We start from the raw sequence: 24,394 nt of genomic DNA, 5'->3' as shown, positions 1-24,394 counted from the left end.
AACTCGCGTTGGGCTGCCCGGTGGTGCTGACGGGCGGCCTGAGCACGGCGGGAAGAAATTCTCGAAGACCTTGTATCAGCAGGTCTGCTGCGTACTCCTTGGGACTGTCCGGACCGAGATTCGGGGGAATTCGGTTCGGACGCTGGCGCCGCCGCCTTGGGGGAGGCAGGCGGTTTCGGGGCCGCAGCGCGGGTTGGGCACTAGGGGGATGCCCAACCGGCGCCGGGCGGCTGGGACGTGGGCCGGGCGGGGCGGTGAGGGGATTGACTGCCCCGCCCGGCGACCTTCGATTCTCCCGCTCCGGCACCGCCACGGCAATGGTTGAGCGGGTGCAGAACTGGAATGTGTTCTAGGCGGAACAGCTTGGTTGAGCGGCGGGTCTCGACAGGCTCGACCACCGGGTGGCTGGTTCTAGGCGGAACGGGATGGTTGGGGAGCGGGTCTCGACAGGCTCGACCACCGGTGGCCGGTTCTAGGCGGAACGGTCGAGACGACCGAGGCGCTTCCCGAGGGCTGGGGTGACCCGGTCGACCCAGGTCGCGGTGATGTGGGAGTCGTCGTAGTAGGTGACGACGTCGCCGACGACGAGCGGGCAGCGCTCGGTGCAGACGAGGTCGACGATGTCGACGTACGCCGCCTCGGTGTCCGCGAGCGCTTCCTGGGTCACCTCGTTGGAGTCGACCTCGGTGCCGTCGGCCTTCACGACGCAGTCCTCCAGGAGGTTGCGGGCGTCGGAGAGGCACTCGCCGGGGTCGTTGTCGACGGAGGGGACATCGGCGAAGACGCGTACGTCGGGAGTGATCTTCTCGAAGTCGTCGACACCGTCGCGTACGCCCTCACGCCACTGCTCCTCGGTCGAGACGCCGTCGCGCTCCTCCATGTCGAGCATGCCGCGGGCGCCGACGACGATCGTGTCCGGATTGAGCTCGGTGATCTGCTCGTTGGTCCACTCCCGGAAGTCCTCGCACTCCTCGACGGTCATCTTCGAGGACTTCTGCTTCACGCCGTACGCGGCGCAACCGAGCTTCACGAACGGGATCAGCTTCACGTGCTGGCGCTCGGCGAGGGTGTCGAGGGCCGGCAGCCACATCCCGATGTGGGAGTCGCCGACGACGGCCACGGTGCGGTCGGCCTTGCCGTCGCCGTAGACGCAGTCGCCGTCGAGCTTGGTCTCGCCGTAGCCCGCGTAGCAGTAGCCGCCGCGCTCGGCCCACGAGTCGGTGGCGTCGAACTCGACCTCGGGCGGCAGCGGAGCACCCTCCTCGGCGGCCTCGACGGTGGTCTTCAGTACGCCGGTCACCGGCTTGTCGTCGGTCTCGAGGACGTCGGGGTTCTCCTGGAACCACTCCTCGGCGTTGGCCTTGGCGACGTCGACCTGATAGCCGGCGTACGCCTGCGAGCTCGTGCCCGCGACGAGGGCGAGGGCAGCGGCGGCTGGCCAGAGGGCGAGCGCGCGGCGGCCCTTGGTGAGATGAGGGACCTTGTGGCGCTGGAAGGGCATCTCGATCCAGTGGTAGCTCGCCGCGGAGGCGGCCAGGATCAGCGCCAGCATGATCAGCAGCTGGCGTACGCCGCCGCCGGGGATCGCCTCGGGGGCGAGGATCAGGATCGGCCAGTGCCACAGGTAGAGGCTGAACGAGATGTCACCCAGGTAGCGCAGCGGCTGCTTCGAGAGCAGCCAGCCGGTCGGGGTGGCGGGCCCGGCGACCAGGAGCGCGACCGTGGCGAGGACCGGGACCAGGGCGTGCCAGCCCGGGAAGTGGGTCGCCTCGCTGAAGTTGGCGGTGGCGTAGACGAGGGTGCCGACGCCGGCGATGCCGAGGGCTGCCGCGGCGAGACGACCATTCCGCGTCGAGCTCGTCGCGACCTGCAGACGGCCCGCGAGGCAGGCGAGCAGCGCGCCCGCGGCGAGCTCGAACGCCCGGGCGGGGGTGGAGAAGTAGGCCGTCGTCGGGTCTGCGGCGGTGGCGTGCAGCGACCAGGCGAGGCTGACCACGGCAACGAGCGCGGCGAGCGCGGTGATCGCGCGACGGCGGTGGTGCTTCGGGATCCAGAGGGCGACGGCGAGCACCAGCAGCGGCCAGACGACGTAGAACTGCTCCTCGACCGAGAGCGACCAATAGTGCTGGAACGGGGAGGGCGCGGCGTTGTTGAAGTAGTCGACGGCCTCCTTGGCGAAGTGCACGTTGGCAAGGAAGACCGCCGCCCAGCCGGCGTCGCCCGCGATCTGGTCAGTGCGGGTCTGAGGCAGGACGATCGCGCTGTAGGTGAGTACGACCACCATCGTCGCGGTCGCCGCCGGCAGGATCCGGCGGGCGCGGCGGGCGTAGAACTGGCTGATACTGACCGTGCCGCTGCGGTCGGTCTCACGCAGCAGCAGAGTGGTGATCAGGAACCCGGACAGGACGAAGAAGACGTCGACTCCGACGAACCCTCCCTCGAACCCTGAGAGCCCCGCGTGTCCTGCGATCACCAGACCGACAGCGACGGCACGGAGACCCTGAACATCGGCGCGCCAGTTCGAACTCATTCGGAGGACGATATGTCAATGGCCCTGTTGGGTCATAGCCGACGGTCCCGCTGGGCGGTCCAATTCTCAGCCGAATCTTCACCTTTGACGAGGGAAACCGCAGTTGTGGCGAACGAATCTTCGGTTCTGGCGGGCCAACGTGCGGATTCGTCCGCCAGAACTCAAGACTCGGCTGACAGAAGTGAAGATTCGGTGAGAATCGGTCAGAGACGGTCGCGGAGCCAGGCGAAGTCGCTCGCGTGCTCTGCGGCGCCGCCCGGGGTCTCGCAGATCACCGGCGCGCCGGCGTCGCGGACCACGCCGGCGAGCAGGTCGGGGTCGATGCGGCCGGCGCCGAAGTTGGCGTGGCGGTCGGCGCCGGAGTCGAACTCGTCGCGGGAGTCGTTGCAGTGGACCAGGTCGATGCGGCCGGTGATCTTGCGGACGTCCTCGACCACTGTCTCGAGCGGGTTGCCGCCGGCGTGGGCGTGGCAGGTGTCGAGGCAGAAGCCGACGTTCTCTGCGCCTTCGGCGGTGGAGATGGCTTCCCAGACGCCGGCGATCCGGTCGAGGTAGCGCGCCATCGCGTTGTCTCCGCCGGCGGTGTTCTCGATCAGGAGCGGGACCTTGATGTCGGTCGCCTCGATCGCCTTGCGCCAGTTGTCGAAGCCCTTCGCCGGGTCGTCGTCCTTGTTGACGTGACCGCCGTGGACGATCAGGCCCTTGGCGCCGACCTCTGCCGCGGTGTCCATGTGCTGCTGGAGGAGCTTGCGGCTCGGGATCCGGATCCGGTTGTTCGTTGTGGCGACATTGATGATGTAGGGCGCGTGGACGTAGAGATCGACACCCTGCTCCTCGGCGCGGGCCTTGAGCGCTGCCGCGCCGTCGGCGTACGTCACCACCGGGCCCTTGTAGGACTGGGGATCGCCCAGGAAGAACTGCACCAGGCTCGCGCCGCGCGCGGTCGCCTCGGCGACGGGGTCGGTCTGGTCTACGTGGGCACCGATCGCAACAACCATGGGCCCAGTCTAGGACGCTGCACCGACATCCTTCGGCTTGACTTTATACCATACGGGGGTATGGTAGCCGCATGGACGAGCACACCGGGCACGAAGGCCACGCGGATCACGGATACCTCCACAACAAGAACAAGGAGGCCTATCTCAAGCGCCTCAAGCGCATCGAAGGTCAGGTGCGCGGGTTGCAGCGGATGGTCGAGGACGAGGCCTACTGCATCGACATCCTCACCCAGGTCTCCGCCTCGACCAAGGCGCTCCAGGCGGTCGCTCTCGGACTGCTCGACGAGCACCTCGGTCACTGCGTCGCCGGTGCGGTCCAGAACGGTGGCGCCGAGGCCGACGAGAAGCTCGCCGAGGCCTCTGCCGCCATCGCTCGCCTCGTCCGGTCCTGATTGTCAACAATCCAACAACCCAGAGAGATTCTCATGAGCACCCAGAACTTCACTGTCGTCGGTATGACCTGCGGACACTGCGCCTCCTCCGTCACCGAAGAGGTCACCGAGATCGCCGGCGTGAGCAACGTCGACGTCGATCTCGCCTCGGGCAACGTCACCGTCACCGCCGCTGAGCCGATCTCGGACGACGCCATTCGGACGGCCGTCGAGGAGGCCGGCTACTCGCTGGCCTGATCATGATGACCCCCACCGCCGCGAACCCGACCGAGCAGCAGCTCGAGATCGAGGGCATGACCTGCGCGAGCTGCGTGCGCCGTGTCACCAAGGCCATCAGCCGCGTCGAGGGTGTCGAGGACGCCAACGTCAACCTCGCCACCGAGTCCGCCCTCGTGCACTTCGATCCCACCCGCACCGACCTCGCCGAGATCAGCGCCGCCATCGAGAAGGCGGGCTACCAGGCCGTCTTGCGATCGTCGACTGTCGACAATCCGCAGGCGCCTCAGGCAGAGGACGATCGGGACGTACGCCGCGAGACAGAGCTCGTCCAGCTCAAGCGGCGGTGGGTCACGGCTCTGGCGGTGGGGCTCGGCCTGATGGCGTTGATGTACGTCCCGCTTCCCGTCGACGCCATGGAGCCGGTCATGTCGATCGTGCTCGTGGTCGCCGCGGTCACGCAGTGGTGGGCGGGCCGGGACATCTACGTCGCGGCGGTCCGAGGCGCACGCCACGGGTCGGTCGACATGAACACCCTGGTCACGCTCGGCACCGGCATCGCCTTCGCCTACAGCGCCTTCGTGACCCTGTGGATGGGGCAGGCCGAGGCGTGGGGCCTGCCGCTTCACCTCTACTTCGAGACCGCCCTGGTCATCGTCGCGCTGGTGCTGATGGGGCGCTGGCTCGAGGCCCGAGCCAAGTCGCGAACGGCAGATGCGGTCAAGGCCCTCGTCGGCCTCATGCCCGAGACGGCCACGGTCGTGCGAAACGGTCGCGACGCCACGGTCCCGGTTGCGAACCTGCAGGTCAACGACCGGATCCGCGTACGCACCGGGGAGAAGATCCCGGTCGATGGCCGCATCGTCGCCGGGGCGTCCTACGTCGACGAGTCCATGCTCACCGGTGAGAGCGACCCGGTGCGGAAGGCCGAGGGCGACATCGTCATCGGCGCGACGATCAACCAGACCGGCTCGTTCGAGTTCGAGGCGACAGCGGTCGGCTCCGAGACCACGCTGGCGCAGATCATCACGATGGTCGAGTCGGCCCAGGGCTCCGGCACCAAGCTGCAGCGCCTGGCCGACCGGGTCTCGGCGGTGTTCGTGCCCGCCGTCCTAGTCGTCGCAGCGCTGACCTTCATCGGCTGGCTGGTCCTCGGCCCCGACGCCGAGCGCCTGACCAGCGCCGTCACCGCGGCCATCGCGGTCCTCATCATCGCCTGCCCGTGCGCCCTGGGCCTGGCCACGCCCGCCGCCGTCATGGTCGGCGCCGGCCGCGCGGCCGAGCTCGGCGTACTGGTCGGCTCGGGCGAGACCTTGGAGCGTGCCCGCTCCGTCACCGCCATCGTCTTCGACAAGACCGGCACGATCACCCACGGCAAGCCCGAGGTCTCCGACATCACCCCGGCTCCGGACTGGACTCGTGACGAGCTGGTCCGGATCGCCGCCGCAGCCGAGACCGGCAGCGACCATCCTCTTGCCACCGCGCTCCGAGCGCGTGCCGAGGCGTCAGCCGACGCCGTGGACGTGGAGGTCTCGGCGTTCGAGGCCCACCCGGGCCGCGGGATCAGTGCGTACGTCGACGGCCGCCGGGTCGTCGTCGGCAACGCGGCGATGCTGGCCGAGGAGGGCGTCGACGCCACCGACAACGGCTCCGTCCTGATCGCGGTCGACGGTGCGTACGCCGGGTCGATCCGGGTCGCGGACCAGATCCGCGACGAGGCCAGGGAGACGGTGCGCCTGCTCGAGGACTCGGGCGTCGAGGTGCACATCCTCAGCGGCGACGCGGACGCGACGGTGGCGAGGGTGGCCGACGAGGTCGGCGTACGCCACGCCGCCGGCGGCCTGCTGCCCGAGCAGAAGCTCGCCCGGATCCAGCAGCTCCAGGACGAGGGCAAGGTCGTCGCGATGGTCGGCGACGGCATCAACGACGCCCCGGCGCTGGCCCAGGCCGACGTCGGGATCGCGATCGGCACGGGCACCGACGTCGCCCTGGCCGCCTCTGACATCACCCTGGTCGGCGGCGATCTCCGCGGTGTGGTCACCGCGCTGGCGCTCTCCCGCCGCACCGTCGCGACGATCAAGCAGGGCCTGTTCTGGGCGTTCGCCTACAACGTGCTCCTCATCCCCGTCGCCGCGCTCGCCCTTCTCGACCCGGTCCTCGCTGGTGCCGCGATGGCGATGAGCTCGGTCAGCGTCGTCACCAACGCGCTGCGCCTGCGCGGCTTCCGCCGGCCGGAGACGCCAGAGGCGTACGCCGGTCGCGGCTTCCTCACCAAGGCCCGCGACGGCGGATATCTCCTGGTCACCGCTGTGATCGCGATCTCGATCGGGGCCGGCCTGACGTACCTGTCGCGCACGGAGCCGGCGCAGCGCGGGATGAACGGCATCCTGGAGTGGGCGCAGGGGATGAGCCCGATGCGGCCGTCGATGACTGAGATGCACGAGGTCGACATCGCCCCCGTCGCCTCCGCCGAGTCGGGCATCGACGTGGCGATCACGCGGCGGGAGGGCGGGCTCCGGTTCCTTGTCACGGACGCCGCGACCGGTGACCCGGTGACCGATCTCGGCCGCACCCACCAGGCCTGGATGCACGTCATCGTGACCAGCCAGGACCTCTCCTGGTTCCGCCACCTCCACGCCGAGCCGACCGGTCGTCCGGGCGAGCTCGAGACCGACGTGACCTTCCCCGCCGGCGGCACCTACCGCGTCGACACCGAGTTCCGCCGCCGGGCCGACATGGCCGACGTGCTCGACCGGCAGCAGCTCACCGTCGAAGGTACGCAGCCCCCGGCCGTCCCGCTGGAGGCGAGCCCGAGATCGTCGACTGTCGGCAATCTCACCGTCACGCTTGAGGGCACGCCGGTCGCCGACCAGGAGAGCGACCTGCACTTTAGGTTCGAGTACAGCCGGTTCGAGGACAGCACCGGAAAGATTGTCGACGATCTACAACCGTATCTCGGCGCTGCCGGTCACGTCGTGGTGATGAGCGCGGACGGCGGGACGTTCGTTCACGGTCACGCCGAAGGTGCCGAGCTGGCGGTTCCCGGTGCGACTTTCGGGCCCGAGCTCGGGCTGCACCTGGACGTACCGAAGGCCGGTCTCTACCGCCTCTGGGCCCAGTTCCGGCTCGGTGACGGCGAGGTGATCACGGTGCCGTTCACGGTCGAGGCCGTGGATTCGGCCACGGAAACCGCTGGTTGATACCCTGACTCGTCCCTCTCCACAGATGGAGATGGGACATCGCATCAGCCCTCCTGCCATGGAGAGACCATGGCCGCCGAGTCCGTAGGAGGTGGAGAACGCTATGCGCGCCTATGAAGTAATGGTGATCCTCGAGCCCAGCCTCGATGAGCGCACCGTCGCCCCGACCCTTGACAAGTTCCTGAAGGTCGTCACCACTGATGGTGGCACCGTCGAGAACGTTGACGTCTGGGGACGCCGTCGTCTGGCCTATGAGGTCAACAAGAACGCCGAGGGCATCTACGCCGTCGTCAACCTGACCGCCGAGCCCAAGACCGTTCTGGAGCTCGACCGCCAGTTTGGCCTCAACGAGCAGATCCTGCGTACGAAGGTCATCCGTCCGTCCAAGTGACGCGGATGTCACCGTCGGTAATTGTCGGTGCCGGGTCCTATGTTTGGACCCATACGGCCAGTTCGAAATTTATTTGGAACTCCTGAACCGATACCGACACCCAGATCAGACTCAAGGGAGATCTCATGGCAGGCGACACCGTCATCACCGTGATCGGCAACCTCACCGACGACCCGGAGCTTCGCTTCACGCCGTCCGGTGCAGCCGTTGCCAACTTCACGATTGCTTCGACGCCCAGCAGCTTCAACCGCCAGACCAACGCGTGGGAGGACGGGGAGACCCTCTTCCTGCGCTGCTCGATCTGGCGCCAGGCTGCTGAGAACGTCGCCGAGTCCCTGCAGCGCGGCATGCGTGTCGTCGCTCAGGGTCGCCTGAAGTCGAGGTCCTACGAGACGCGTGAGGGCGAGAAGCGCACTGTCTTCGAGCTCGAGTGCGACGAGATCGGTCCCTCGCTCCGCTACGCGACCGCCAAGGTCACCAAGGCCAGCCGCCAGTCCGGCGGCCAGGGTGGTGGCGGCGGCGGTTACAACCAAGGCGGCGGCGGTGGCTACAACCAGGGTGGCGGCTACGGCGGCCCCCAGGGCGGTGGCCAGCAGGCTCCGGCCGGTGGCAACGACCCGTGGGCCTCGCCGGCTCCGCAGCAGCCCGCCAACGCGGGCGGCGGCGCGCCGGCCAACGACCCGTGGGCGGCCCCGGGCGTGGGCAACGACGAGCCTCCCTTCTGATCAACAGATCCACATTCCGAATCCCTCAACCATTCCGGTACTCAACCCATATGCCGCTCCGCGGCTGGGGCCGGGCTTCTAGAAAGGAAGCACCACAATGGCCAAGGCAGTGATTCGCAAGCCTAAGAAGAAGGTTTGCCAGTTCTGCAAGGAGAAGGCGACCGGTGTCGACTACAAGGACGCCACCCTCCTCCGTAAGTTCATCTCCGACCGCGGCAAGATCCGCGCCCGTCGCGTGACCGGCAACTGCGTCCAGCACCAGCGCGACGTGGCCATCGCCGTCAAGAACGCGCGCGAGGTTGCTCTGCTGCCCTACACCTCCACCGGTCGCTGAGGAGGATCGACATGGCTACCAAGATCATCCTTCAGCAGGAGGTCACCGGGCTGGGTTCCGCCGGTGACGTCGTCGAGGTCAAGGACGGCTACGCCCGCAACTACCTGATCCCGCGTGGCGACGCCATCCGTTGGAGCCGCGGCGCCGAGTCGCAGGCCGACTCGATCAAGGCTGCGCGCTCGGCTCGCTCCGTGCGCGACGAGGCTCACGCCGCCGAGATCAAGGGCAAGCTCGAGGCCAACACGGTCAACGTGAAGGTCCGCTCCGGCAAGGACGGCCGCCTCTACGGCGCCGTCACCGCCGCCGACATCGCCTCCGCGGTCTCGGAGACCACCGGCGAGTCGATCGACAAGCGCACCATCGCGCTGGGCAACCCGATCAAGGCGCTCGGTGCTCACGAGGTCTCCGTCAAGCTCCACGACGAGGTGTCCGCCAAGCTGGCCCTCAACGTGGTCCCCGCTTGATCTAGGGATTCCACACAGGCCCGCCTCCTCCGGGAGGCGGGCCTGTTCGTTTCAGAATTTGTTCGCGATGTCGGTCAGCTTGGCGACGTACGCCGGCCAGTCGTACTCCGACGGGATGTTGTCGCCCGACTTGCGCCAGCCGACGGCGCCGTCGGCCTCTTCGCGAAGGATGTCGGCCTGTCCGCCGTGACCGGCGAGATCGGCGAAGAGGTGCACCAGCATCTGGTGCAGGGTGACTTCCTCGTTGCCCCAGTGCGGCACATGCCCGATGGCGTCCAGAGACAGTGCCTCGATCGTCTCGTCACCGTGGGCGATGACCCGGCGGTAGAGGTCGATGATGCCCTCGATCGTCTCGTCCTCGGTGGCGTACCAGTCCGCTTGCGGGTCGACGTCGAACTGCTCGTCCGAGATCAGCTCCTCGGGATGCGGGTACGGACGCCCGAACGTCGCCCCGAGATAGACGGCCTCGACCCCGGTGACATGCTTGATGATGCCGAGAAGACTGGTGCCCGTCGGTGTACGCGGCAGCCGCGCCTCCCGCTCCGAGAGGCCCTCGACCTTGGAGATCAGCGCCTCGCGGCGGGCGTCGATGTACTTCTTCAAGGTGGTCTTCGGGTCGGTCGCCATGGGATGACCATGGCGTGCGCCCGGGCTGGGCACAAGTGAGTATGCGGGACCGATGCCTGGAGACCGGGCTCAGGCGCCGGTGACCAGCCAGCGGTCGCTGCGTGCACGGAGCGTCAGCACCACGAAGCGGGCGCCCATGAAGCCGACCGCGAAGGTGATCCACACCCACGCCAGCCCACCGCCGAGGGCGACCGCCAGCGCGACGAGCGGGACATAGGCGACGAGGGTCCAGACCCCACCCCAGGCCAGATACCGCCCGTCGCCGGCACCGATGAGCACCCCGTCGAGCACGAAGACGACGCCCGCGATCGGCTGCGCGATCGCCGCCACGATCACCACCGGCACCAACAGTTCCCGCACCGCCTGGTCTTGGGTGAAGAGGGCGCCGAGGAACGGGGAGAGAGCAGCCAGGAGTACGCCGGCCGCGACCCCGATCACAACGCCCCACCACACCATCCGGGCCGTGATGGCCCGGGTCTCCCGGGTGTCGCCGGCCCCCAGCGACCGCCCGGTCAGCGCCTGTGCGGCGATCGCGATCGCATCGAGCACGAACGCCAGGAACGTCCACAGCGTGAAGGCGATCTGGTGGGTCGCCAGGGCGACGGCCTGGTCGCCGACGGCGAGGTGGGTGACGGCGTACGTCGTGACCAGCAGCGCCATGCGCAGCGTCAGCGTTCGGACCACGAGGGCCACCCCGGCCCGCGCGGAGGCCCGGATCCCGGGCGCATCCGGGCGCAGCGGCACGCCTTGGCCGCGGGCGGCCCGCACCACGACGTACGTCAGCATCCCGGCCGCCAGGACCTGCGCGATCACCGAGCCGATCGCCGAACCGGCGATGCCGAGCCCGGCGCCGTAGACGAGGGCGAGGTTGAGCACGATGTTGAGTACGTTGGCCACGACCGCCGCGACCAGCGGGGTCTTGGTGTCCTGCAGCCCACGGAGCACGCCGGTGGCCGCGAGCATCATCAACAGCGGTGTCACGCCGAGGACGGCGATCCGGAGGTAGGTGGTCGCCGGGCCGACCACCTCGTCGCCCGCTCCGACCGCCCGGCTGAGCGGCTCGGCCAGGACCATCACCGGGATCGTGACGACGACCCCGATGATGACTGCGAGCCAGATCCCGTCGATGCCCTGCCGGAGCGCACCGGCGGTGTCGCCGGCGCCGATGCGGCGGGCGACCGATGCTGTGGTGCCGTACGCGAGGAAGACGCAGAGCCCGACGATCGTCTGGAGCACGACGCCCGCGACACCGAGGCCGGCGAGCTCGCGGGTGCCGAGGTGGCCGACGATCGCGGAGTCCGCCAGCAGGAAGAGCGGCTCGGCGACGAGGGCCAGAAAGGCGGGGATCGCGAGCCGCCAGATCTCCTTGTCGAGACCTCGGCGGTCGGTCTTCGAGTAGCTCTTCGCATCCGCCCGGCTCGTCACGGTCTCAAGGTTAAACACCGTCGGCGCGGGGCGTTGTTCAGGGCAGGTGGAAAACCTGTGGAAAACGTCGTTGCGGCGCTATGTCGACAAAACGCCCAAGGGGGTACGACGATCTCGGCGATGAATCCCGATGGGCTGCCGACTTTCTTTCGTCCACAACCTATGGACAACAAAGTCCCAGGTCAGAGGTGCTTTACCAATCGGGTGACCCTAGTTATGCACAGGCAGTTCCCCAGGCTGTTCACATTGACCAGGGTGTCGTCCACCGCTATCCCCCGGTTATCCCCAGGGCCTGTGGATAACCTGCTGTCGCCGATGTGGGATGCGACGTAAGGTCGCAGAGACTTGAGGTGTCGTCGAGGGTCGGCCCAGGACTGCGCAAGCAGAACTGTCGGTGCCCACCTCTAGCGTGGGACCGAATCGACCGAGATCACGCCGCGACGAACCGCAGACCACGGAGGGGCAAGGGAATGAGCGTCACTGAGACCGGCTCGATGGGCGGTCCGGGCGACTTCCCGGAGCCGCCGTTCGAGGAGTGGGGCGACGGCCCCGCGGCGTACGAACCGGGCAACGCCCCGCGCGCGGTCAACGACCGCACGCCACCGCAGGACATGGCCGCCGAGCAGGCCGTCCTCGGTTCGATGCTGATCTCGAAGGACGCCATCGCCGACGTCTCCGAGACGCTGCGCGGCACCGATTTCTACCGCCCCACGCACGAGACCATCTACGACGCGATCATCGACCTCTACGGTCGCGGCGAGCCCGCCGACATGGTCACCGTCGCCGACGAGCTGCGCCGCAAGGCTGAGCTGGAGCGCATCGGTGGCGCCCCTTACCTGCACACGCTCGCCTCCAACGTCCCGATCGCCGCCAACGCCGGTTACTACGGCGAGATCGTCCGCGAGAAGTCGGTCCTGCGCCGCCTGGTCGAGGCCGGCACCAAGATCGTGCAGATCGGCTACGCCGGCGAGGGCGAGGTCGACAACATCGTCGACGAGGCCCAGGCCGAGGTCTTCAAGCTCACCGACAAGCGCTCCGGTGAGGACTACTCCCCGCTCGCCGACATCATGGACGGCGTCCTCGACGAGATCGAGGCGATCTCCAACCGCGAGGCCGGCCTCTACGGCGTCCCCACCGGATTCGCCGACTTCGACGAGCTCACCAACGGCTTCCACGGCGGGCAGATGATCATCGTCGCGGCTCGTCCGGCTATGGGCAAGGCACTCGCGCTCGACACCCCGCTTGCGACGCCTTACGGGTGGACGACGATGGGCGAGGTGCAGGTTGGAGACTTCTTGTACGCAGCCGACGGCCACCCAACGCGAGTTGTCGCGGCGACCGAGGTCATGGAGGGGCGGCCGTGCTACGAGGTCACCTTTTCCGATGGGTCGTCCATTGTTGCTGACGCGGAGCACCAGTGGCTGACCGAGACCCGGGCAGCGCGCAAGTCCAAGTGGGCCGCCGACAACCACTACAACCGAGCACGCAACCAGCGGATCTTCGCCGAGGTCGTCACCACCGAGCAGATCGAGCGTACGTTGACGGTCGGTGCCGACGAACGGGCCAACCACGCCGTCCTCAACGCGTCATCGCTCAACGCGGGTGTCGCTGACCTCGCGATCCCGCCCTACGTCCTCGGCGCATGGCTCGGTGATGGTCACAGCGCGGGTGCGCGTATCACGTGCGAGACGGACGAGATCCCGATGTTCATCGAGGGCTGCGGCATGCACGTCGAGCACCGCGGCGCGATGCTCTACAGCATCAAGACGCCCGATGATCCCAGTCACCACGGCGGTGCGTGTCTGTCGTGCGGCGCACCTGCCACCCCTCATCGTTCGAGATGCGTCGCGTGCCACGACGATCATGGCACTTTCACGGCGCTTCTCCGCAAGATCGATGTGCTCAACAACAAGCACATCCCGGTCGATTATCTCCGTGCTTCCGAGTCCCAGCGGCGCGAGCTTCTGGCCGGCCTGATGGATACGGACGGCACCGTCGTCAAGGGCGTTGGGTCCTGTCAGTTCGCGGTCACCAGCAAGCGGTTGGCGGATGACGTCTACGAGCTCGTCGTCAGTCTCGGCTACAAGTGCGGGCGTACGACCAAGCAGGTCAAGGGGCGTTCCGAGGCTTCTTCGACGTGCTACATCCTCAACTTCTCGACCGTCGATGACGTCTTCCGTCTGCCCCGCAAGCAGATCCTTCACAAGGAGGAGCGCCCCGAGACGACTTCGCGGATCGGGCGTCGCTACATCAAGTCGGTGCGCAAGATCGAAAGCGTCCCCGTACGTTGCGTGCAGGTCGACAACGACGAGCACCTCTACCTGGCCGGTCGCTCGATGATCCCGACCCACAATTCGACGTTGGCTCTCGACTTCTGTCGGGCAGCCTCGATCCACAACAACCTGACCAGCGTCTTCTTCAGCCTGGAGATGAGCCGCTCCGAGATCACCATGCGTCTCCTCTCGGCAGAGGCCAAGGTGCCGCTCAACCACATCCGCAACGGCAACATGTCCGACGACGACTGGAACAAGCTGGCCCGCAAGATGGGCGAGGTCTCCAGCGCGCCGATGTTCATCGACGACAGCCCGAACATGACGATGATGGAGATCCGGAGCAAGGCCAGAAGGCTCAAGCAACGCCACGATCTCCGGCTCATCGTCATCGACTACCTCCAGCTGATGAGCTCCGGCAAGAAGGTCGAGTCCCGTCAGCTCGAGGTCTCCGAGTTCTCCCGCCAGATCAAGCTGCTGGCCAAGGAGCTCGAGGTCCCGATCATCGCGCTGTCCCAGCTCAACCGTGGTTCCGAGCAGCGCGCCGACAAGCGCCCGGCCGTCTCCGACCTCCGTGAGTCAGGCTCGCTGGAGCAGGACGCCGACATGGTCGTCCTCCTCCACCGCGACGACGTCTACGAGAAGGAGTCGACCCGCCCCGGCGAGGCCGACGTGATCATCGCCAAGCACCGTAACGGCCCCACCCGCGACCTCGTCGTCGCCTTCCAGGGCCACTACAGCCGCTTCGTCGACATGGCCCACTGACGTTCACGGTCGTTGCTGCAAGTATGCGGTGATCTGATTGCCAAAGACTCCGAAGGATGCCGCGGGACCTGCGCTCGCTCGACGAGCTCCTTATTCATCTTGTCGTTGGATCCTTAGCCAACTCGCAACCAAGGCTGCAATCGACGATCGCCACAACTCAGGGGCTGCGCCGACGTCCGTTCCAGTTACCGTCTCGACGGAGCCGATCCACGGTCCAGCCAAGGGCACCTGACTTGGGGCGGGAGGAACTTCTGACGCCCCGCGTGGCCCATTATTGGGTGCCTGCGAGCACCTGCTGACCAGCAGCGGCAAGACGCCACTGCATTCCTGGGCGCGATTGATCAGCCGTTAGCAATCGATGAGCCTGCTCTAATTGGGCGCCGCGTAGATATTGGTAGGACTGCGGCGGGCGCAGTTCGTCATCGATCTCCGCGAGGGCGAAGGGACGGGCGGTTGCGTGCGCTGTACGGACTCGGATGACGTACGCCCGCGCCGCCCCTTCGTAGTAGCGGTCGAACGACGCCTTGTCGATGCCGCCAACTGTTCGGTATTGCGCCCAAGCCTGGCGTGGTGAAACCGCGTCGACACCGTCGACCTCAAAGACGCCAACAATCCGCTTCCGGGGTGACGTGGCGTAGATGATGACGTGACTGACGTCGCTACGCAGTGCCTGCCGACGGAACTCGACCTGCTTGCTGCCGTCGAGGATCGCCTCGGCGTACGTAGGATGGATCGAGAAGAGCGCTACACGGCCAATCGCTGCGCCAGCCATGAGGCCCCCTCCTTCCGGGTTCGGGTGATTGACTGAGGCCATGATCTGAGGACTCTGCCAGCCTGCAACTCGCCGATAGTCAGCGGGTCGTCGCGAAAGACCCTGTCCTGGCGGAACATCACAACCAGTACCTCGCCCAGACGCGTCAGCGCTCGGATCTCGTCAAGGGAGTAGACAGTCCGCCGGCCGACTGCCGCTACCACCTCGTCCGGGTTCCTGCTGACGAGCGTGTCCTCGCAGACTCCTACCACGTACACCGCCTTCTCGTCTCTGCTCCGATAGAACAGCAAAGGGTCCCCTGGCCGCAGGAGGCGCGTCGGCGCGTTGCATAGATAGGCCTTCCGCAGTGCGTTCCCGAATGGCTTGGTCGACAAGCCGAGGGTGGCGGGGAAAAGGCCGTCGTCTGGAGGCTCGGCGTCTGGGAACAGCACCCGATGCCAACGGGGCTCGATGGGTACAACAAATGGTTGAGTTCCGTCCAACGTGACACACGGCGTACCGTAGCGAATGTGTGATGCGAGAGCAGACAAGCCTGGGACCGGGGGCACGTTGTGCGGCTTTGCAAAGACCATCTCGCCGATCTCAGTCCTCACTTCGTTGAGCGGCTCGAAGCCGAAGTCCCTGAGTAGAGCAATCAATTGCGATTGCTTATCCAAGACCGTTACGTACAGGCCAACTGATCTTTCACTTCGCGACCGATCAAACAATGCCTTCAGTAGGAGCTCGCCATACTTCTGTCCACTGTACTCCGCAGCGACTTTAAAGGTGCATATCTTCAACTGCGGTCCCGGAAGGCCAAACTCACCTCCTGGCTCCTTCTTGATGATCGCGATCGCTGCGTGCCGTCCACCCCCGTCGATAAGCAGTGCGTCCCGCTGCGTTCTTGCGGCTCTCTTGAACCAGGATTCGAATCCTGCGTAATCATCCTTGAGTCCGTCGAAAATCGGGTCGTCAAGGCTTAGTTCGTGGGTCTTGACTGTTTTAACTGATGGCGGAGGAGTCGGCGCCGCTGCATGGAGGTTCGCGAGCATGGCGGTTGCGTCGGCCAGGGTCAGAACTCGGTCCGATACTCCCAATAAGCCGGCGCGTCTATGTATCCCGGCGTCTTCGGTGACTAGGTACTCAATGGCATCTCCGAGAACGGAAGCCAAGAGAAGTTGATCGACTTCATCGTTCGACCCAGGTGTGGTTGGGCCAATCCGCGCTGCCTGCTCAGCCTTGATACTGGGCGGTGCGACCCTACATTGCGTCGATACCAAAACTCGATGTCGTTGAAGAGCGGATCTGGGCGCTCCTCGCCTGTTACTTCGAGGGCTCATCGGAGGGCTTCTGTCTCGACCGCCAGCGGCAGCGTCGGGTCTTGGGTGGGTGGGCGCCTGCGTGATCCGCTCGACGCTGACCGACCTGACGAGGAGTCAGTGATTGACCGATCTCGTCAAACTGCTCTGCAGGTGCGAGGTCGATCTTCCCTGCCTCAACGGCATCGGCTGTGGATCCCCGGCCGGTCATCATGATGCGGGCGAGAAGAGCCTGTCCAGGTGCTGGTCGATGGCCGCGATTGCGGCCTGGGGTGTGACCACGCCGAGCTCCAGCAGCGGCGCGAATCCGGTCAGCGAGAGGATGAGGTCCGTCTCGATCGCAAGGTTGCGGTCGGCGGAGATGTGTCCGTCAGCCATCGCCTCTCGGACGAGACGCTCGACCATGTCGCGACCCTCGCGCAGGCCGACGCCGGCCACCTCGCGCAGTTCGGGGTCGTGCAGTGCTTCGAGGACGTACGCGGCGTTCATCCGGCTGGTGGCGCGCCTATCGGGGTGCAGCGGCAGCATCTCGGTGAGCACCACCCGGAGCACGTCCTGGGGGTGTGGCGGCTGGTCGAGACCGGTCAGGCCGCGCGCGACCCGGTCTGAGGTCTGTTCGGCGGCGAACTCCATCGCGAAGGTCAGCATCGCGGTCCGGGACGAGAAGTAGTGCTGAAGCTGCCCGAGAGAGACATCCGCTTCGCGGGCGACCTCGCGCATGGTCGCTCGGGGCCAGCCCTGTTGTTCGACCACCCGCCACAGCGCATGCGCGATCGCCTCTCGTCGCTCGCGGTGGTCGACCTGCTTCGGCATCGCTTGTCCCCTTCGTCGTTTCAATACGCGTGACATAATACAGGTGACTTATATCCGCAGTCGATGGAGTGGAGGTGACCAAAGGTGATGCACCACGACCCGTACGCCTTCGCGATCGACGACGCCGTCGCGGTCGCTCTGCTCGCCGACTTCCAGGTCCGCAAGGCGATCGCGCGCGGCGACTTCGACGACCTGCCCGGCAGTGGTGAGCCGATCGACCTACCGGACCAGCACGATCCGGAGTGGTGGATCAGGAGCCTCATCGAGCGACAGCACGTTGCGCTGCTGCCGCCGTCGATCCAGCTCCGCAAGGATGACGCCGCACTGGACGGGCGCCTGGATCAGGTGGCAGACGAGAAGGCCGTACGTCGCGAGATCGACGACTTCAACGCACAAGTGATCCGCGCCCGATATGAACCCCCGGCGGGGCCGCCGCTGATCACGATGCCACGCGACCCCGACACCACGGTGGCCGAATGGGCCGCCCGCCGCGCGGCGCGAGAGAGGAGACCTCGCGAACCGGCAGCCAGGGATGATCGGCGAAGCCGTCGGTTCCGGCTCTTCCGTCGCCGCTGAGCGCCTCGGGGAGCATCACGCGTTCGGTACGCTCGCTCAATGGCCGACCTCGATGCCGTCGAAGACCGGATCTGGGCGCTCCTCGCCCGTTATCGCAACGAGCTCGAGGACGCGACGATCTACGGGATGCCGTCGCTGCGCTGGCCGGGTTCGGGTGCCCATGACTACTTCGCCGCGGTCAAGCGGAGCGCGCAGAAGGTGAGCCTCTACGCGATCGCCGTCGACACCTGGCCGGAAGCGCTCGAGGGCTCATCGGAGGCGTTCCGCAAGCGGCGTACGGGCAAGGCGACCTTCTCCTTTCCCACGTTGGACGAGGAGATGGCCGCCGAGCTCGACGGGTTCCTGGAGCGGCTCTACCAGCGCTACCGCGAGCATCACGCCGGCTAGCGGACCGCCCGCTTCACCAGCTCGGTGAGCTTCTCCTCGACGGCCGGCGTCATCGAGGTCACGGCGAAGACGGTCGGCCAGATGTCGCCGTCGTCGAGGTTCGCCCACTCCTGGAAGCCGACCTCGGCGTAGCGCATCTTGAACTTCCCGGCGCACTTGTAGAAGACCACGACCTTGCCGTCGGAGTTGGCATAGGCGGGCATGCCGTACCAGGTCTTCGGGGCGAGGTCAGCCGCGTGCGTGGTGACGATCCGGTGGAGCGTCTCGCCGATCGCGCGGTCGTTGTCGTCCATGGCCTCGATCTTCTCGAGGCAGTCTGCGAGGTCGGCCGCGGCCTTCTTGCTGCCGGTCCCACGCTTGGCGGCCGTCCGACGCTCGGCGGCGGCCTCCTTCATGGCGGCCTTCTCTTCCTCGGTGAACGTGGTGCTCTTCGCCATCGGTCTTTTCCTTCCTATCGGGTCCGTTGAGACGAGCCTAAGGAGGCCGAGGCTCCGTACGCTTCTTCGTTCCTGATCAGTCGGGGCGAGGTTTCCGGGCGAAGACGATCGCGCCCGGGACATCGTCGTCGGGCCGCATGAGGAGCTCGGCCTCGATGCTGAACCCGGCCTCGCGCAGCCACTGGGAGATCTGCTCGGGCGTACGCCGGTGGCTGTCGACGCTGATCGCGCGCCCGGTGTAGCCGGTGGTCGAACGCTGAGTCTCGTCGCCGACGTGGAACCCGACCAGCACCGAACCGCCGGGCCGCAGCACCCGCTGGAACTCCTCGAACACTCCGGGCACCGCCGCGTCGGGGATGTGGATGACCGACCAGAAGGCGAGTACGCCGCCGAGAGACCGGTCCGCCAGCGGCAGATCGGTCATCGACCCGACCTCGAACCCGAGACCGGGATGGTCCTGCCGGGCGATGGCGATCATCTCGGGGGAGAGGTCGATCCCGAACGCGTCGACGCCGAGGTCGTGCAGATGCCGGGTGACATAGCCCGGGCCGCAGCCGACATCGGCGACGGGCCCGCCCCCGCCCTCGCGCACGGCCTCGGCGAACACCGCCAGACCCGCGCGCAGGTAAGGACGACCGTCCAGCAGGCCGCGTACCTTCTCGGCATAGCCGGCGGCATCGGTGTCGTACGACTCGCGGGTCTCGTTCAGCCAGTTGTCGGGCATCGAAAGTGACTCTAGGACACGGCGAAGCGCGAGATACTGAGGCGAGCCGCGTGGGGGCACGGCAGCCAGCCGGTCTGAGACGAACGGACACGACCATGACCACGCATGACCGCCCGAGCAGGGCCGAGCTCCACGACCGGCCCGGATCGCTGCGGGGCACTTCCTGGGAGCTCTTCGCGGACCCGTGGCGCGGTACGCCGTCGTTCGCGGACGAGCAGAGCGTCGTGGCCGCGGCCGGTCTCGTCCAGCTGGGCGAGACCTTCGGGCTGGACTACCCGATCAACGCGTTCATGCCCGGGATGTCCAGGACCGAGAAGCCGGCCGAGCACGTCATCTACGGCAACGGCCCGGCTCACCGCGCCGACTATCTCGACGGCTACTACCTCCAGTCCTCGACCCAGGTCGACGGGCTGCGTCACAGGCGGGCCGACGACGTCGGTTTCTACGGCGAGACCGCCGACGAGCTGATCATCCCGGGGACCGAGGAGATCGGCATCCAGGTCTGGGCCGACCGCCCCATCGTCAGCAGGGGAGTCCTGGTGGACATCGCAGGCCTCCTCGCCCGGCGCGACGAGACTCTCGACCACGAGGCCGGCCAGCCGATCCCGTACGACTACATCGACCAGGCTCTCACCGCGCAGGCGATCGAGCTGCGTGCCGGTGACATCGTGATGCTCCACACCGGGTGGTGCGAGTGGTTCCTCGAGCTCACCGCCGAGCAGAAGCTGGCTCAGCAGGCCCTCGGCCGCGCCACCGGCATCGAGCAGAGCGAGGAGGTCCTCGACTGGGCCTGGGACTCCGGTCTCGCCCTGCTCGCGGCGGACACGTTCGCGGTCGAGTGCCTGCCGCCCGTGCCCGGCTCGCCCTTCGTCCAGTCGGCGCCGAACGACCGCGGCATGATGCACCAGGAGTTCCTGGCCAAGCTCGGTATGCCGCTCGGCGAACTCTGGCGGCTCGGGCCTCTGGCACGTCGGATGGACGAGCTGCAGCGGTGGGACGCCTTCCTCAATATCAAACCGCTCAACGTCACCGGTGCGACCGGTTCACCGGCGAACGCCGTCGCGATCATCTGACGACACTTCGGTCGCGGGCCGACCCGGTCCGGTGTGGTTGGCTTGCCGGCCACGTACGTTGGACGCGAACGCAGCACCGGAGCGAGGGGAGTGCCGTGCGCAGCTGGATGCGCAGGTCCTTGTGGGACGTCGTGCCGCGCGATCACCGTCAGAGCGACGCCGGCTTGCGGCGCCGCCAGGCGGTCACGGTCGGATTCGTGGTGCTCGGTGCGTTGGTGCTCGGCGTATCGCTCCGCATCGAGCCGGGCAGCGTCTGGTTCTATCCGGCGACCTTCGCCCTGGCCGGAGTCTGGGCCGTCGGCGCCTTCGCGTCCGGGCCGCTGCATCTGGGACGGATCGGTGCCTGGCGCCGCCAGGACGAGGAGGGCCGACGGCGGCTCGTACGCCCGGTGCTGCCGCCGATCCTGCTCGGCCTCGGTCTGGCCGGGGTCTTCGTGATCGGCGGTCTCGTCGTGCGCGAGATCCCGTGGCTGGACCGGCAGGTGCGCTCGGTGCTCGATTTCGCCGACCAAGGCTCGCTCCCGATCCTGGTCGTGGTGACGGCCGTCAACGGGGTGGCGGAGGAGCTGTTCTTCCGCGGCGCGGTCTACGCCGCCCTACCTCGTCATCCGGTCGCATGGACGTCGGTGGCCTACGTGATCGCGACGCTCGCGACCGGCAACGTGATGCTGGCCTTCGCGGCGATCCTGCTCGGGGTCGTGGTCGGGCTCGAGCGGCGCGCGTCGGGCGGCGTCCTCGCGCCGATCCTCACCCACTGCGCGTGGTCGCTGTCGATGCTGCTCGCGCTGCCTCTGCTCTTCGGCTGAGCCGCCGGCGGTGGCTCAGAGCGCGTTCTCGTCGGCCAGCCGCTCGGCCAGGGCGCGACGTACGGCCTCTCGATAGGGGAGCGGTTCGCCGGGCACGACATCGAGGATGCGCCGGTCGCGCACGACCACCTCCGTGGTCATCGAGTCGATCAGGTTGCGCCCGGTGGTCACGTCGACGTTGGTCACCAGCGCCAGCCAGTACGACGACAACCTGGGCGTCAGCACCGGCACCGGGACGACCGGGATCGTTCGGCCGTTGGCCACCTCGGAGGCGACGGTCAGCATGTCGACGTACGTCATCGCCTCGGGGCCGCCGATCTCGAAGATCTCGCCGATCGCGTCCTGGTTGTCGATGACGCCGGCGAGATAACGGATCACGTCGTCGACGGCGACGGGCTGCGTCCGGGTGGCCGTCCACCTCGGCACCACCATGGCGGGGAGGTTCTTGACCAGCTGCCGGGTCAGCTCCCAGGAGACGCCGCCGCGGCCGACGACGATCGCGGCTCGCAGCACCGTGACCGGGACGCCGGCCTCGCCGAGCAGGGCCTCGACCTCGCGTCGGGAGCGCAGGTGGGGCGACAGGTCGCCGTCGTCGCCGAGCCCGCCGAGATAGACGATCTGGCGCACCCCGGCCCGGGCGGCGGCGGCCCCGAAGGACTTGGCGGCCCGGGCGTCGCGCTCCTCGAAGTCGTCGTGGTCGAGGGAGTGCACCAGATAGACCGCCACATCGACCCCGTCGAGCGCGGCCGGCAATGTGGTGGGATCGTCGACGTCTGCACCCACCGGTTCGCCGGGACCGTCGTAATCGCCCGGGCGCCGGGTCATCGCGCGTACGGTGAGGTCGCGTGCGGTCAGCTCCGCGACCAGGCGCCGACCGATGAACCCGGTCGCGCCGGTGACGAGCACGGTGGTCGAGGTCTCCATGGGTCGAGCCTACGGACGCCGTCATGCCTCGCGGCGCGACGCGCGGACGGCGCCCTTCGCCGCGTCCCTCACCTGCCTCAGACCGGACGGCAGTCCTGCCCGCAGCCGTCCTCGGAGACCGGCCCGGACGCGTGCGATGCCGGTCGGTGCAGCACCGCGCCGGTAGGCGTCACGACGACATCGGACCCCTCCACGCGGCCGGTGCCGTCGACGATCAGCGCATGGTCGCGCGGTGTGAGCGGCGCGTACGTCAGCGTGAGCACCGGGTTGGTGGCGAGGTTGGCCCGGGTGCCGCCGCCGGGATCGGAGATCCGCAGGGTCGAGCCGTCGACGACCGGGTCCACGACCACGACCTTGATCCGCTCGCCCGCGGTGGTCAGCAGGAACCCGCTGCCGAACCGCTCGAGGGTCACGGCGAGATCGGGCAGGGCGACCGGGATGCTCATGCCGGTCACCCTAGGCCGGGGCGTGGCGGGAGGTCGAGGTCCTCGCCGGTGCCCGGCCTCTTCGCGTTCCTCGCCCGGGCCGGTTCGCCCTGCAGTCGTTGCCACCCAATTAGATATTGACATCTATCGATATGAGGTGGAGAGTCATACATCGATAGTCGTCGATATATAGCCCCAGGAGGAGCCATGTCACGCATTCAGCTCGCGCTCAACGTCGACGATCTGGAGGAGTCGATCGCGTTCTACTCGACCCTGTTCGGTGTCGAACCGGCCAAGACCAAGCCCGGCTACGCGAACTTCGCGGTCGCCGAGCCGCCGCTCAAGCTGGTCCTCGTCGAGAACGCCGGCCAGGGCGGCACCATCAACCACCTCGGCGTCGAGGTCGAGGACACCACCGCGGTCGACGCGGAGCAGGTCCGGCTCCAAGCTGCCGGGTTCGCCTCGGTCGACGAGCGTGCCACCACCTGTTGCTACGCCAAGCAGGACAAGTTCTGGGTCGAGAACGCCCCGAACGGTGAGCGCTGGGAGGTCTACACGGTGCTGGCCGACAGCGAGACCTTCAACGCGGCCGAAGCCGGCGAGAAGTCCGGCGAGGCGACCTGCTGCGGCACCGCCGCCGAGGTCGGGCCCGCATCAGATGCCGCACCTGCGCCGGTGGCCGCGGGCTGCTGCTGATCCAGGAGCTGTGATGAACCATCACCATGGAACTCAGGCCGACGTCACCGTGCTCGGGCTCGGCGCGATGGGCACCGCGCTGGCGCGGTCGCTGCTGGCCGCAGGCAGGCGCGTAGCGATCTGGAACCGGACCCCGGGCCGTGCCGACGACCTGGTCGAGGCCGGCGCCTGGTCCGCAGCGGAGGCGGCCGACGCCGTCTCCTCGGCAGACCTGATCCTGATCTGCGTCTCCGACTACGAGGCCGTACGCGGCGTGCTGGCGCCGATCGAGGACCTGCTCGCCGGCCAGGACGTCGTCAACCTCACCTCCGGGTCATCGGCGGACGCCCGGAGCCTGTCGGCCTGGGTCGAGAAGCAGGGTGCTCGCTACCTCGACGGAGCGATCCTTGCCGCACCGGCCGAGATCGGCGGAACGGACACGGCGATCTTGTTCAGCGGCTCGCGGGAGGCGTACGAGGCCCGTCGGCCGGAGCTGGGGACCTTGGCCGGTCGCGCCGGCCACCTCGGCGTCGACCCGGGGCTCGCTGCCATCCACGACGTCGCGAACCTCGCGATCATGTGGTCGGTCCTCAACGGGTTCCTGCACGGTGCCGCGGTGCTGAAGCGTGCCGGCGTACGGGCCGAGGACTTCCTGCCGATCGCGCGAGGCGGGATCGCGACCACGGCCGGCTGGCTCGATGCGTACGCCGCACAGATCGACGCCGGCAAGCATCCCGGTGACGACTCGACGATGGCGACCCACGTCGCTGCGATGGAGCACCTTCTCGAGGAGACCGTCGGCGCCGGCGTCGACACCTCCGTACCTGCGGGGTTCAAGGCGCTCGGCGATCGGGCGATCGCGGCCGGGCTGGCCGACCAGGGCTATACCGCGCTGGTCGACCTGCTCCTGGCTGATCAGGGATGACCGCTCGTCGGGCCCCCGGCCCGGGTGGCCCGGGCCCCCCCAGCGGGTACGGGGTGGCGCCCCCCCCCCGCACCGGGGGGGGGGGGGGGGCGGCGGGCCGCCCGGGGGCGGGCGCCGCGCGGGCGCGGCCCCGCCCGCGCCGCGGCGGGCGGGCCCCGGCCCGCGCGCCGCCCCTCCCGAGCAGCGCGCCAAGGGCCTGCGCAAGATGGAGGAGGTCTACGG

General features: G+C 67.8%; 25 protein-coding genes. 14 read left to right on the top strand and 11 right to left on the bottom strand.

What is annotated here, in order from left to right; all coding sequences use genetic code 11:
* Window positions 1-472: 472 nt before the first annotated feature.
* Both ACFWQC_RS10595 and ACFWQC_RS10590 read right to left on the bottom strand, forming a co-directional pair.
* A complete protein-coding gene (locus tag ACFWQC_RS10595) occupies window positions 473-2,530 on the bottom strand; it encodes an acyltransferase family protein (RefSeq protein WP_378676902.1) in 2,058 nt (685 codons plus the stop codon).
* A 203-nt stretch (window positions 2,531-2,733) separates the two neighbouring features.
* The gene (locus tag ACFWQC_RS10590) at window positions 2,734-3,528 is read right to left on the bottom strand and encodes a deoxyribonuclease IV (RefSeq protein WP_378676899.1); all 795 of its coding nucleotides are present in this window, start codon (window positions 3,526-3,528) and stop codon (window positions 2,734-2,736) included.
* Between the two features lie 71 nt (window positions 3,529-3,599).
* Here ACFWQC_RS10590 and ACFWQC_RS10585 point away from each other — a divergent pair, with 71 nt between their 5' ends.
* The 7 genes from ACFWQC_RS10585 to rplI all read left to right on the top strand — a co-directional run bounded on the left by ACFWQC_RS10585 (window position 3,600) and on the right by rplI (window position 9,250).
* Window positions 3,600-3,920, top strand: coding sequence for a metal-sensitive transcriptional regulator (locus tag ACFWQC_RS10585; RefSeq protein ID WP_045550265.1), 321 nt, complete (start codon window positions 3,600-3,602; stop codon window positions 3,918-3,920).
* 33 nt (window positions 3,921-3,953) lie between these two features.
* Window positions 3,954-4,157, top strand: a complete 204-nt coding sequence (locus ACFWQC_RS10580) for a heavy-metal-associated domain-containing protein (protein ID WP_378676896.1) — start codon at window positions 3,954-3,956, stop codon at window positions 4,155-4,157.
* 5 nt (window positions 4,158-4,162) lie between these two features.
* Window positions 4,163-7,336, top strand: a complete 3,174-nt coding sequence (locus ACFWQC_RS10575; RefSeq protein ID WP_378676893.1) for a heavy metal translocating P-type ATPase — start codon at window positions 4,163-4,165, stop codon at window positions 7,334-7,336.
* Between the two features lie 103 nt (window positions 7,337-7,439).
* Entirely contained in the window at window positions 7,440-7,727 is a 288-nt protein-coding gene (gene rpsF, locus ACFWQC_RS10570; RefSeq protein WP_179660396.1) for a 30S ribosomal protein S6, read from the top strand.
* 125 nt (window positions 7,728-7,852) lie between these two features.
* A complete protein-coding gene (locus tag ACFWQC_RS10565; RefSeq protein ID WP_378676889.1) occupies window positions 7,853-8,452 on the top strand; it encodes a single-stranded DNA-binding protein in 600 nt (199 codons plus the stop codon).
* Window positions 8,453-8,549: 97 nt separating this feature from the next.
* Window positions 8,550-8,786 carry a 30S ribosomal protein S18 gene (rpsR, locus tag ACFWQC_RS10560; RefSeq protein WP_008355445.1) on the top strand — a complete coding sequence of 79 codons (237 nt, stop codon included), beginning with the start codon at window positions 8,550-8,552 and terminating at the stop codon, window positions 8,784-8,786.
* Window positions 8,787-8,797: 11 nt separating this feature from the next.
* Window positions 8,798-9,250 carry a 50S ribosomal protein L9 gene (gene rplI / locus ACFWQC_RS10555; RefSeq protein WP_378676884.1) on the top strand — a complete coding sequence of 151 codons (453 nt, stop codon included), beginning with the start codon at window positions 8,798-8,800 and terminating at the stop codon, window positions 9,248-9,250.
* Between the two features lie 51 nt (window positions 9,251-9,301).
* On the opposite strand, the gene ACFWQC_RS10550 is transcribed toward rplI, so the two are convergent.
* Entirely contained in the window at window positions 9,302-9,877 is a 576-nt protein-coding gene (locus ACFWQC_RS10550) for a DinB family protein (RefSeq protein ID WP_378676881.1), read from the bottom strand.
* Between the two features lie 69 nt (window positions 9,878-9,946).
* Entirely contained in the window at window positions 9,947-11,302 is a 1,356-nt protein-coding gene (locus ACFWQC_RS10545) for an MATE family efflux transporter (protein WP_378676878.1), read from the bottom strand.
* Window positions 11,303-11,772: 470 nt separating this feature from the next.
* Here ACFWQC_RS10545 and dnaB point away from each other — a divergent pair, with 470 nt between their 5' ends.
* Window positions 11,773-14,337 carry a replicative DNA helicase gene (gene dnaB / locus ACFWQC_RS10540; RefSeq protein ID WP_378676876.1) on the top strand — a complete coding sequence of 855 codons (2,565 nt, stop codon included), beginning with the start codon at window positions 11,773-11,775 and terminating at the stop codon, window positions 14,335-14,337.
* A gap of 271 nt (window positions 14,338-14,608) precedes the next feature.
* Here dnaB and ACFWQC_RS10535 read toward each other — a convergent pair whose 3' ends face one another.
* From ACFWQC_RS10535 to ACFWQC_RS10525, 3 genes are all read right to left on the bottom strand, one after another.
* Window positions 14,609-15,109 carry an ASCH domain-containing protein gene (locus ACFWQC_RS10535; RefSeq protein ID WP_378676873.1) on the bottom strand — a complete coding sequence of 167 codons (501 nt, stop codon included), beginning with the start codon at window positions 15,107-15,109 and terminating at the stop codon, window positions 14,609-14,611.
* Entirely contained in the window at window positions 15,082-16,260 is a 1,179-nt protein-coding gene (locus ACFWQC_RS10530) for a GNAT family N-acetyltransferase (RefSeq protein WP_378676871.1), read from the bottom strand. The genes ACFWQC_RS10535 and ACFWQC_RS10530 overlap by 28 nt, the downstream gene beginning before the upstream one ends.
* A 357-nt stretch (window positions 16,261-16,617) precedes the next feature.
* Window positions 16,618-17,220, bottom strand: a complete 603-nt coding sequence (locus ACFWQC_RS10525; RefSeq protein ID WP_378676869.1) for a TetR/AcrR family transcriptional regulator — start codon at window positions 17,218-17,220, stop codon at window positions 16,618-16,620.
* Window positions 17,221-17,307: 87 nt separating this feature from the next.
* Here ACFWQC_RS10525 and ACFWQC_RS10520 point away from each other — a divergent pair, with 87 nt between their 5' ends.
* Window positions 17,308-17,796 carry a DUF1992 domain-containing protein gene (locus ACFWQC_RS10520; protein ID WP_378677255.1) on the top strand — a complete coding sequence of 163 codons (489 nt, stop codon included), beginning with the start codon at window positions 17,308-17,310 and terminating at the stop codon, window positions 17,794-17,796.
* A 39-nt stretch (window positions 17,797-17,835) separates the two neighbouring features.
* Window positions 17,836-18,183: a hypothetical protein gene (locus ACFWQC_RS10515; protein WP_378676866.1), complete on the top strand. Its 348-nt coding sequence runs from the start codon at window positions 17,836-17,838 to the stop codon at window positions 18,181-18,183.
* Here the strand turns inward: ACFWQC_RS10515 and ACFWQC_RS10510 are convergent.
* Window positions 18,180-18,620, bottom strand: coding sequence for an iron chaperone (locus tag ACFWQC_RS10510; protein ID WP_378676864.1), 441 nt, complete (start codon window positions 18,618-18,620; stop codon window positions 18,180-18,182). The two genes, ACFWQC_RS10515 and ACFWQC_RS10510, sit on opposite strands and share 4 nt — an antisense overlap.
* A gap of 76 nt (window positions 18,621-18,696) precedes the next feature.
* Window positions 18,697-19,344 (bottom strand): class I SAM-dependent methyltransferase, encoded by a 648-nt coding sequence (locus ACFWQC_RS10505; protein ID WP_378676861.1) that lies wholly within the window; start codon window positions 19,342-19,344, stop codon window positions 18,697-18,699.
* A gap of 95 nt (window positions 19,345-19,439) precedes the next feature.
* Between ACFWQC_RS10505 and ACFWQC_RS10500 the strand changes: the two genes are divergently transcribed.
* Entirely contained in the window at window positions 19,440-20,417 is a 978-nt protein-coding gene (locus tag ACFWQC_RS10500; RefSeq protein WP_378676858.1) for a cyclase family protein, read from the top strand.
* A 95-nt stretch (window positions 20,418-20,512) separates the two neighbouring features.
* Window positions 20,513-21,223, top strand: a complete 711-nt coding sequence (locus tag ACFWQC_RS10495; RefSeq protein WP_378676856.1) for a CPBP family intramembrane glutamic endopeptidase — start codon at window positions 20,513-20,515, stop codon at window positions 21,221-21,223.
* A gap of 15 nt (window positions 21,224-21,238) precedes the next feature.
* On the opposite strand, the gene ACFWQC_RS10490 is transcribed toward ACFWQC_RS10495, so the two are convergent.
* Window positions 21,239-22,147, bottom strand: a complete 909-nt coding sequence (locus ACFWQC_RS10490; protein WP_378676854.1) for an NAD(P)H-binding protein — start codon at window positions 22,145-22,147, stop codon at window positions 21,239-21,241.
* 77 nt (window positions 22,148-22,224) lie between these two features.
* Entirely contained in the window at window positions 22,225-22,593 is a 369-nt protein-coding gene (locus tag ACFWQC_RS10485; protein ID WP_378676851.1) for a pyridoxamine 5'-phosphate oxidase, read from the bottom strand.
* Between the two features lie 186 nt (window positions 22,594-22,779).
* On the opposite strand from ACFWQC_RS10485, the gene ACFWQC_RS10480 reads away from it, so the two are divergent.
* Complete coding sequence (locus tag ACFWQC_RS10480; protein ID WP_378676848.1) at window positions 22,780-23,268, top strand: ArsI/CadI family heavy metal resistance metalloenzyme; 489 nt, start codon at window positions 22,780-22,782, stop codon at window positions 23,266-23,268.
* A gap of 13 nt (window positions 23,269-23,281) precedes the next feature.
* Complete coding sequence (locus ACFWQC_RS10475; RefSeq protein ID WP_378676845.1) at window positions 23,282-24,172, top strand: NAD(P)-dependent oxidoreductase; 891 nt, start codon at window positions 23,282-23,284, stop codon at window positions 24,170-24,172.
* Window positions 24,173-24,394 lie beyond the last annotated feature (222 nt).

Origin of the sequence: Nocardioides sp. NPDC058538 (genome assembly GCF_042719275.1) — a bacterium.
Classification (GTDB): Bacteria; Actinomycetota; Actinomycetes; order Propionibacteriales; family Nocardioidaceae; genus Nocardioides.
This window is presented reverse-complemented; position numbering and strand designations above follow the sequence as displayed.

What these genes read in the sequence shown, in the direction of transcription:
- ACFWQC_RS10595 (WP_378676902.1), bottom strand. Translation starts at nt 2,530, where the DNA reads ATGAGTTCGAACTGGCGCGCCGATGTTCAGGGTCTCCGTGCCGTCGCT.
- ACFWQC_RS10590 (WP_378676899.1), bottom strand. Translation starts at nt 3,528, where the DNA reads ATGGTTGTTGCGATCGGTGCCCACGTAGACCAGACCGACCCCGTCGCC.
- ACFWQC_RS10585 (WP_045550265.1), top strand. Translation starts at nt 3,600, where the DNA reads ATGGACGAGCACACCGGGCACGAAGGCCACGCGGATCACGGATACCTC.
- ACFWQC_RS10580 (WP_378676896.1), top strand. Translation starts at nt 3,954, where the DNA reads ATGAGCACCCAGAACTTCACTGTCGTCGGTATGACCTGCGGACACTGC.
- ACFWQC_RS10575 (WP_378676893.1), top strand. Translation starts at nt 4,163, where the DNA reads ATGACCCCCACCGCCGCGAACCCGACCGAGCAGCAGCTCGAGATCGAG.
- rpsF (WP_179660396.1), top strand. Translation starts at nt 7,440, where the DNA reads ATGCGCGCCTATGAAGTAATGGTGATCCTCGAGCCCAGCCTCGATGAG.
- ACFWQC_RS10565 (WP_378676889.1), top strand. Translation starts at nt 7,853, where the DNA reads ATGGCAGGCGACACCGTCATCACCGTGATCGGCAACCTCACCGACGAC.
- rpsR (WP_008355445.1), top strand. Translation starts at nt 8,550, where the DNA reads ATGGCCAAGGCAGTGATTCGCAAGCCTAAGAAGAAGGTTTGCCAGTTC.
- rplI (WP_378676884.1), top strand. Translation starts at nt 8,798, where the DNA reads ATGGCTACCAAGATCATCCTTCAGCAGGAGGTCACCGGGCTGGGTTCC.
- ACFWQC_RS10550 (WP_378676881.1), bottom strand. Translation starts at nt 9,877, where the DNA reads ATGGCGACCGACCCGAAGACCACCTTGAAGAAGTACATCGACGCCCGC.
- dnaB (WP_378676876.1), top strand. Translation starts at nt 11,773, where the DNA reads ATGAGCGTCACTGAGACCGGCTCGATGGGCGGTCCGGGCGACTTCCCG.
- ACFWQC_RS10535 (WP_378676873.1), bottom strand. Translation starts at nt 15,109, where the DNA reads ATGGCTGGCGCAGCGATTGGCCGTGTAGCGCTCTTCTCGATCCATCCT.
- ACFWQC_RS10525 (WP_378676869.1), bottom strand. Translation starts at nt 17,220, where the DNA reads ATGCCGAAGCAGGTCGACCACCGCGAGCGACGAGAGGCGATCGCGCAT.
- ACFWQC_RS10520 (WP_378677255.1), top strand. Translation starts at nt 17,308, where the DNA reads ATGCACCACGACCCGTACGCCTTCGCGATCGACGACGCCGTCGCGGTC.
- ACFWQC_RS10515 (WP_378676866.1), top strand. Translation starts at nt 17,836, where the DNA reads ATGGCCGACCTCGATGCCGTCGAAGACCGGATCTGGGCGCTCCTCGCC.
- ACFWQC_RS10510 (WP_378676864.1), bottom strand. Translation starts at nt 18,620, where the DNA reads ATGGCGAAGAGCACCACGTTCACCGAGGAAGAGAAGGCCGCCATGAAG.
- ACFWQC_RS10505 (WP_378676861.1), bottom strand. Translation starts at nt 19,344, where the DNA reads ATGCCCGACAACTGGCTGAACGAGACCCGCGAGTCGTACGACACCGAT.
- ACFWQC_RS10500 (WP_378676858.1), top strand. Translation starts at nt 19,440, where the DNA reads ATGACCACGCATGACCGCCCGAGCAGGGCCGAGCTCCACGACCGGCCC.
- ACFWQC_RS10490 (WP_378676854.1), bottom strand. Translation starts at nt 22,147, where the DNA reads ATGGAGACCTCGACCACCGTGCTCGTCACCGGCGCGACCGGGTTCATC.
- ACFWQC_RS10485 (WP_378676851.1), bottom strand. Translation starts at nt 22,593, where the DNA reads ATGAGCATCCCGGTCGCCCTGCCCGATCTCGCCGTGACCCTCGAGCGG.
- ACFWQC_RS10480 (WP_378676848.1), top strand. Translation starts at nt 22,780, where the DNA reads ATGTCACGCATTCAGCTCGCGCTCAACGTCGACGATCTGGAGGAGTCG.
- ACFWQC_RS10475 (WP_378676845.1), top strand. Translation starts at nt 23,282, where the DNA reads ATGAACCATCACCATGGAACTCAGGCCGACGTCACCGTGCTCGGGCTC.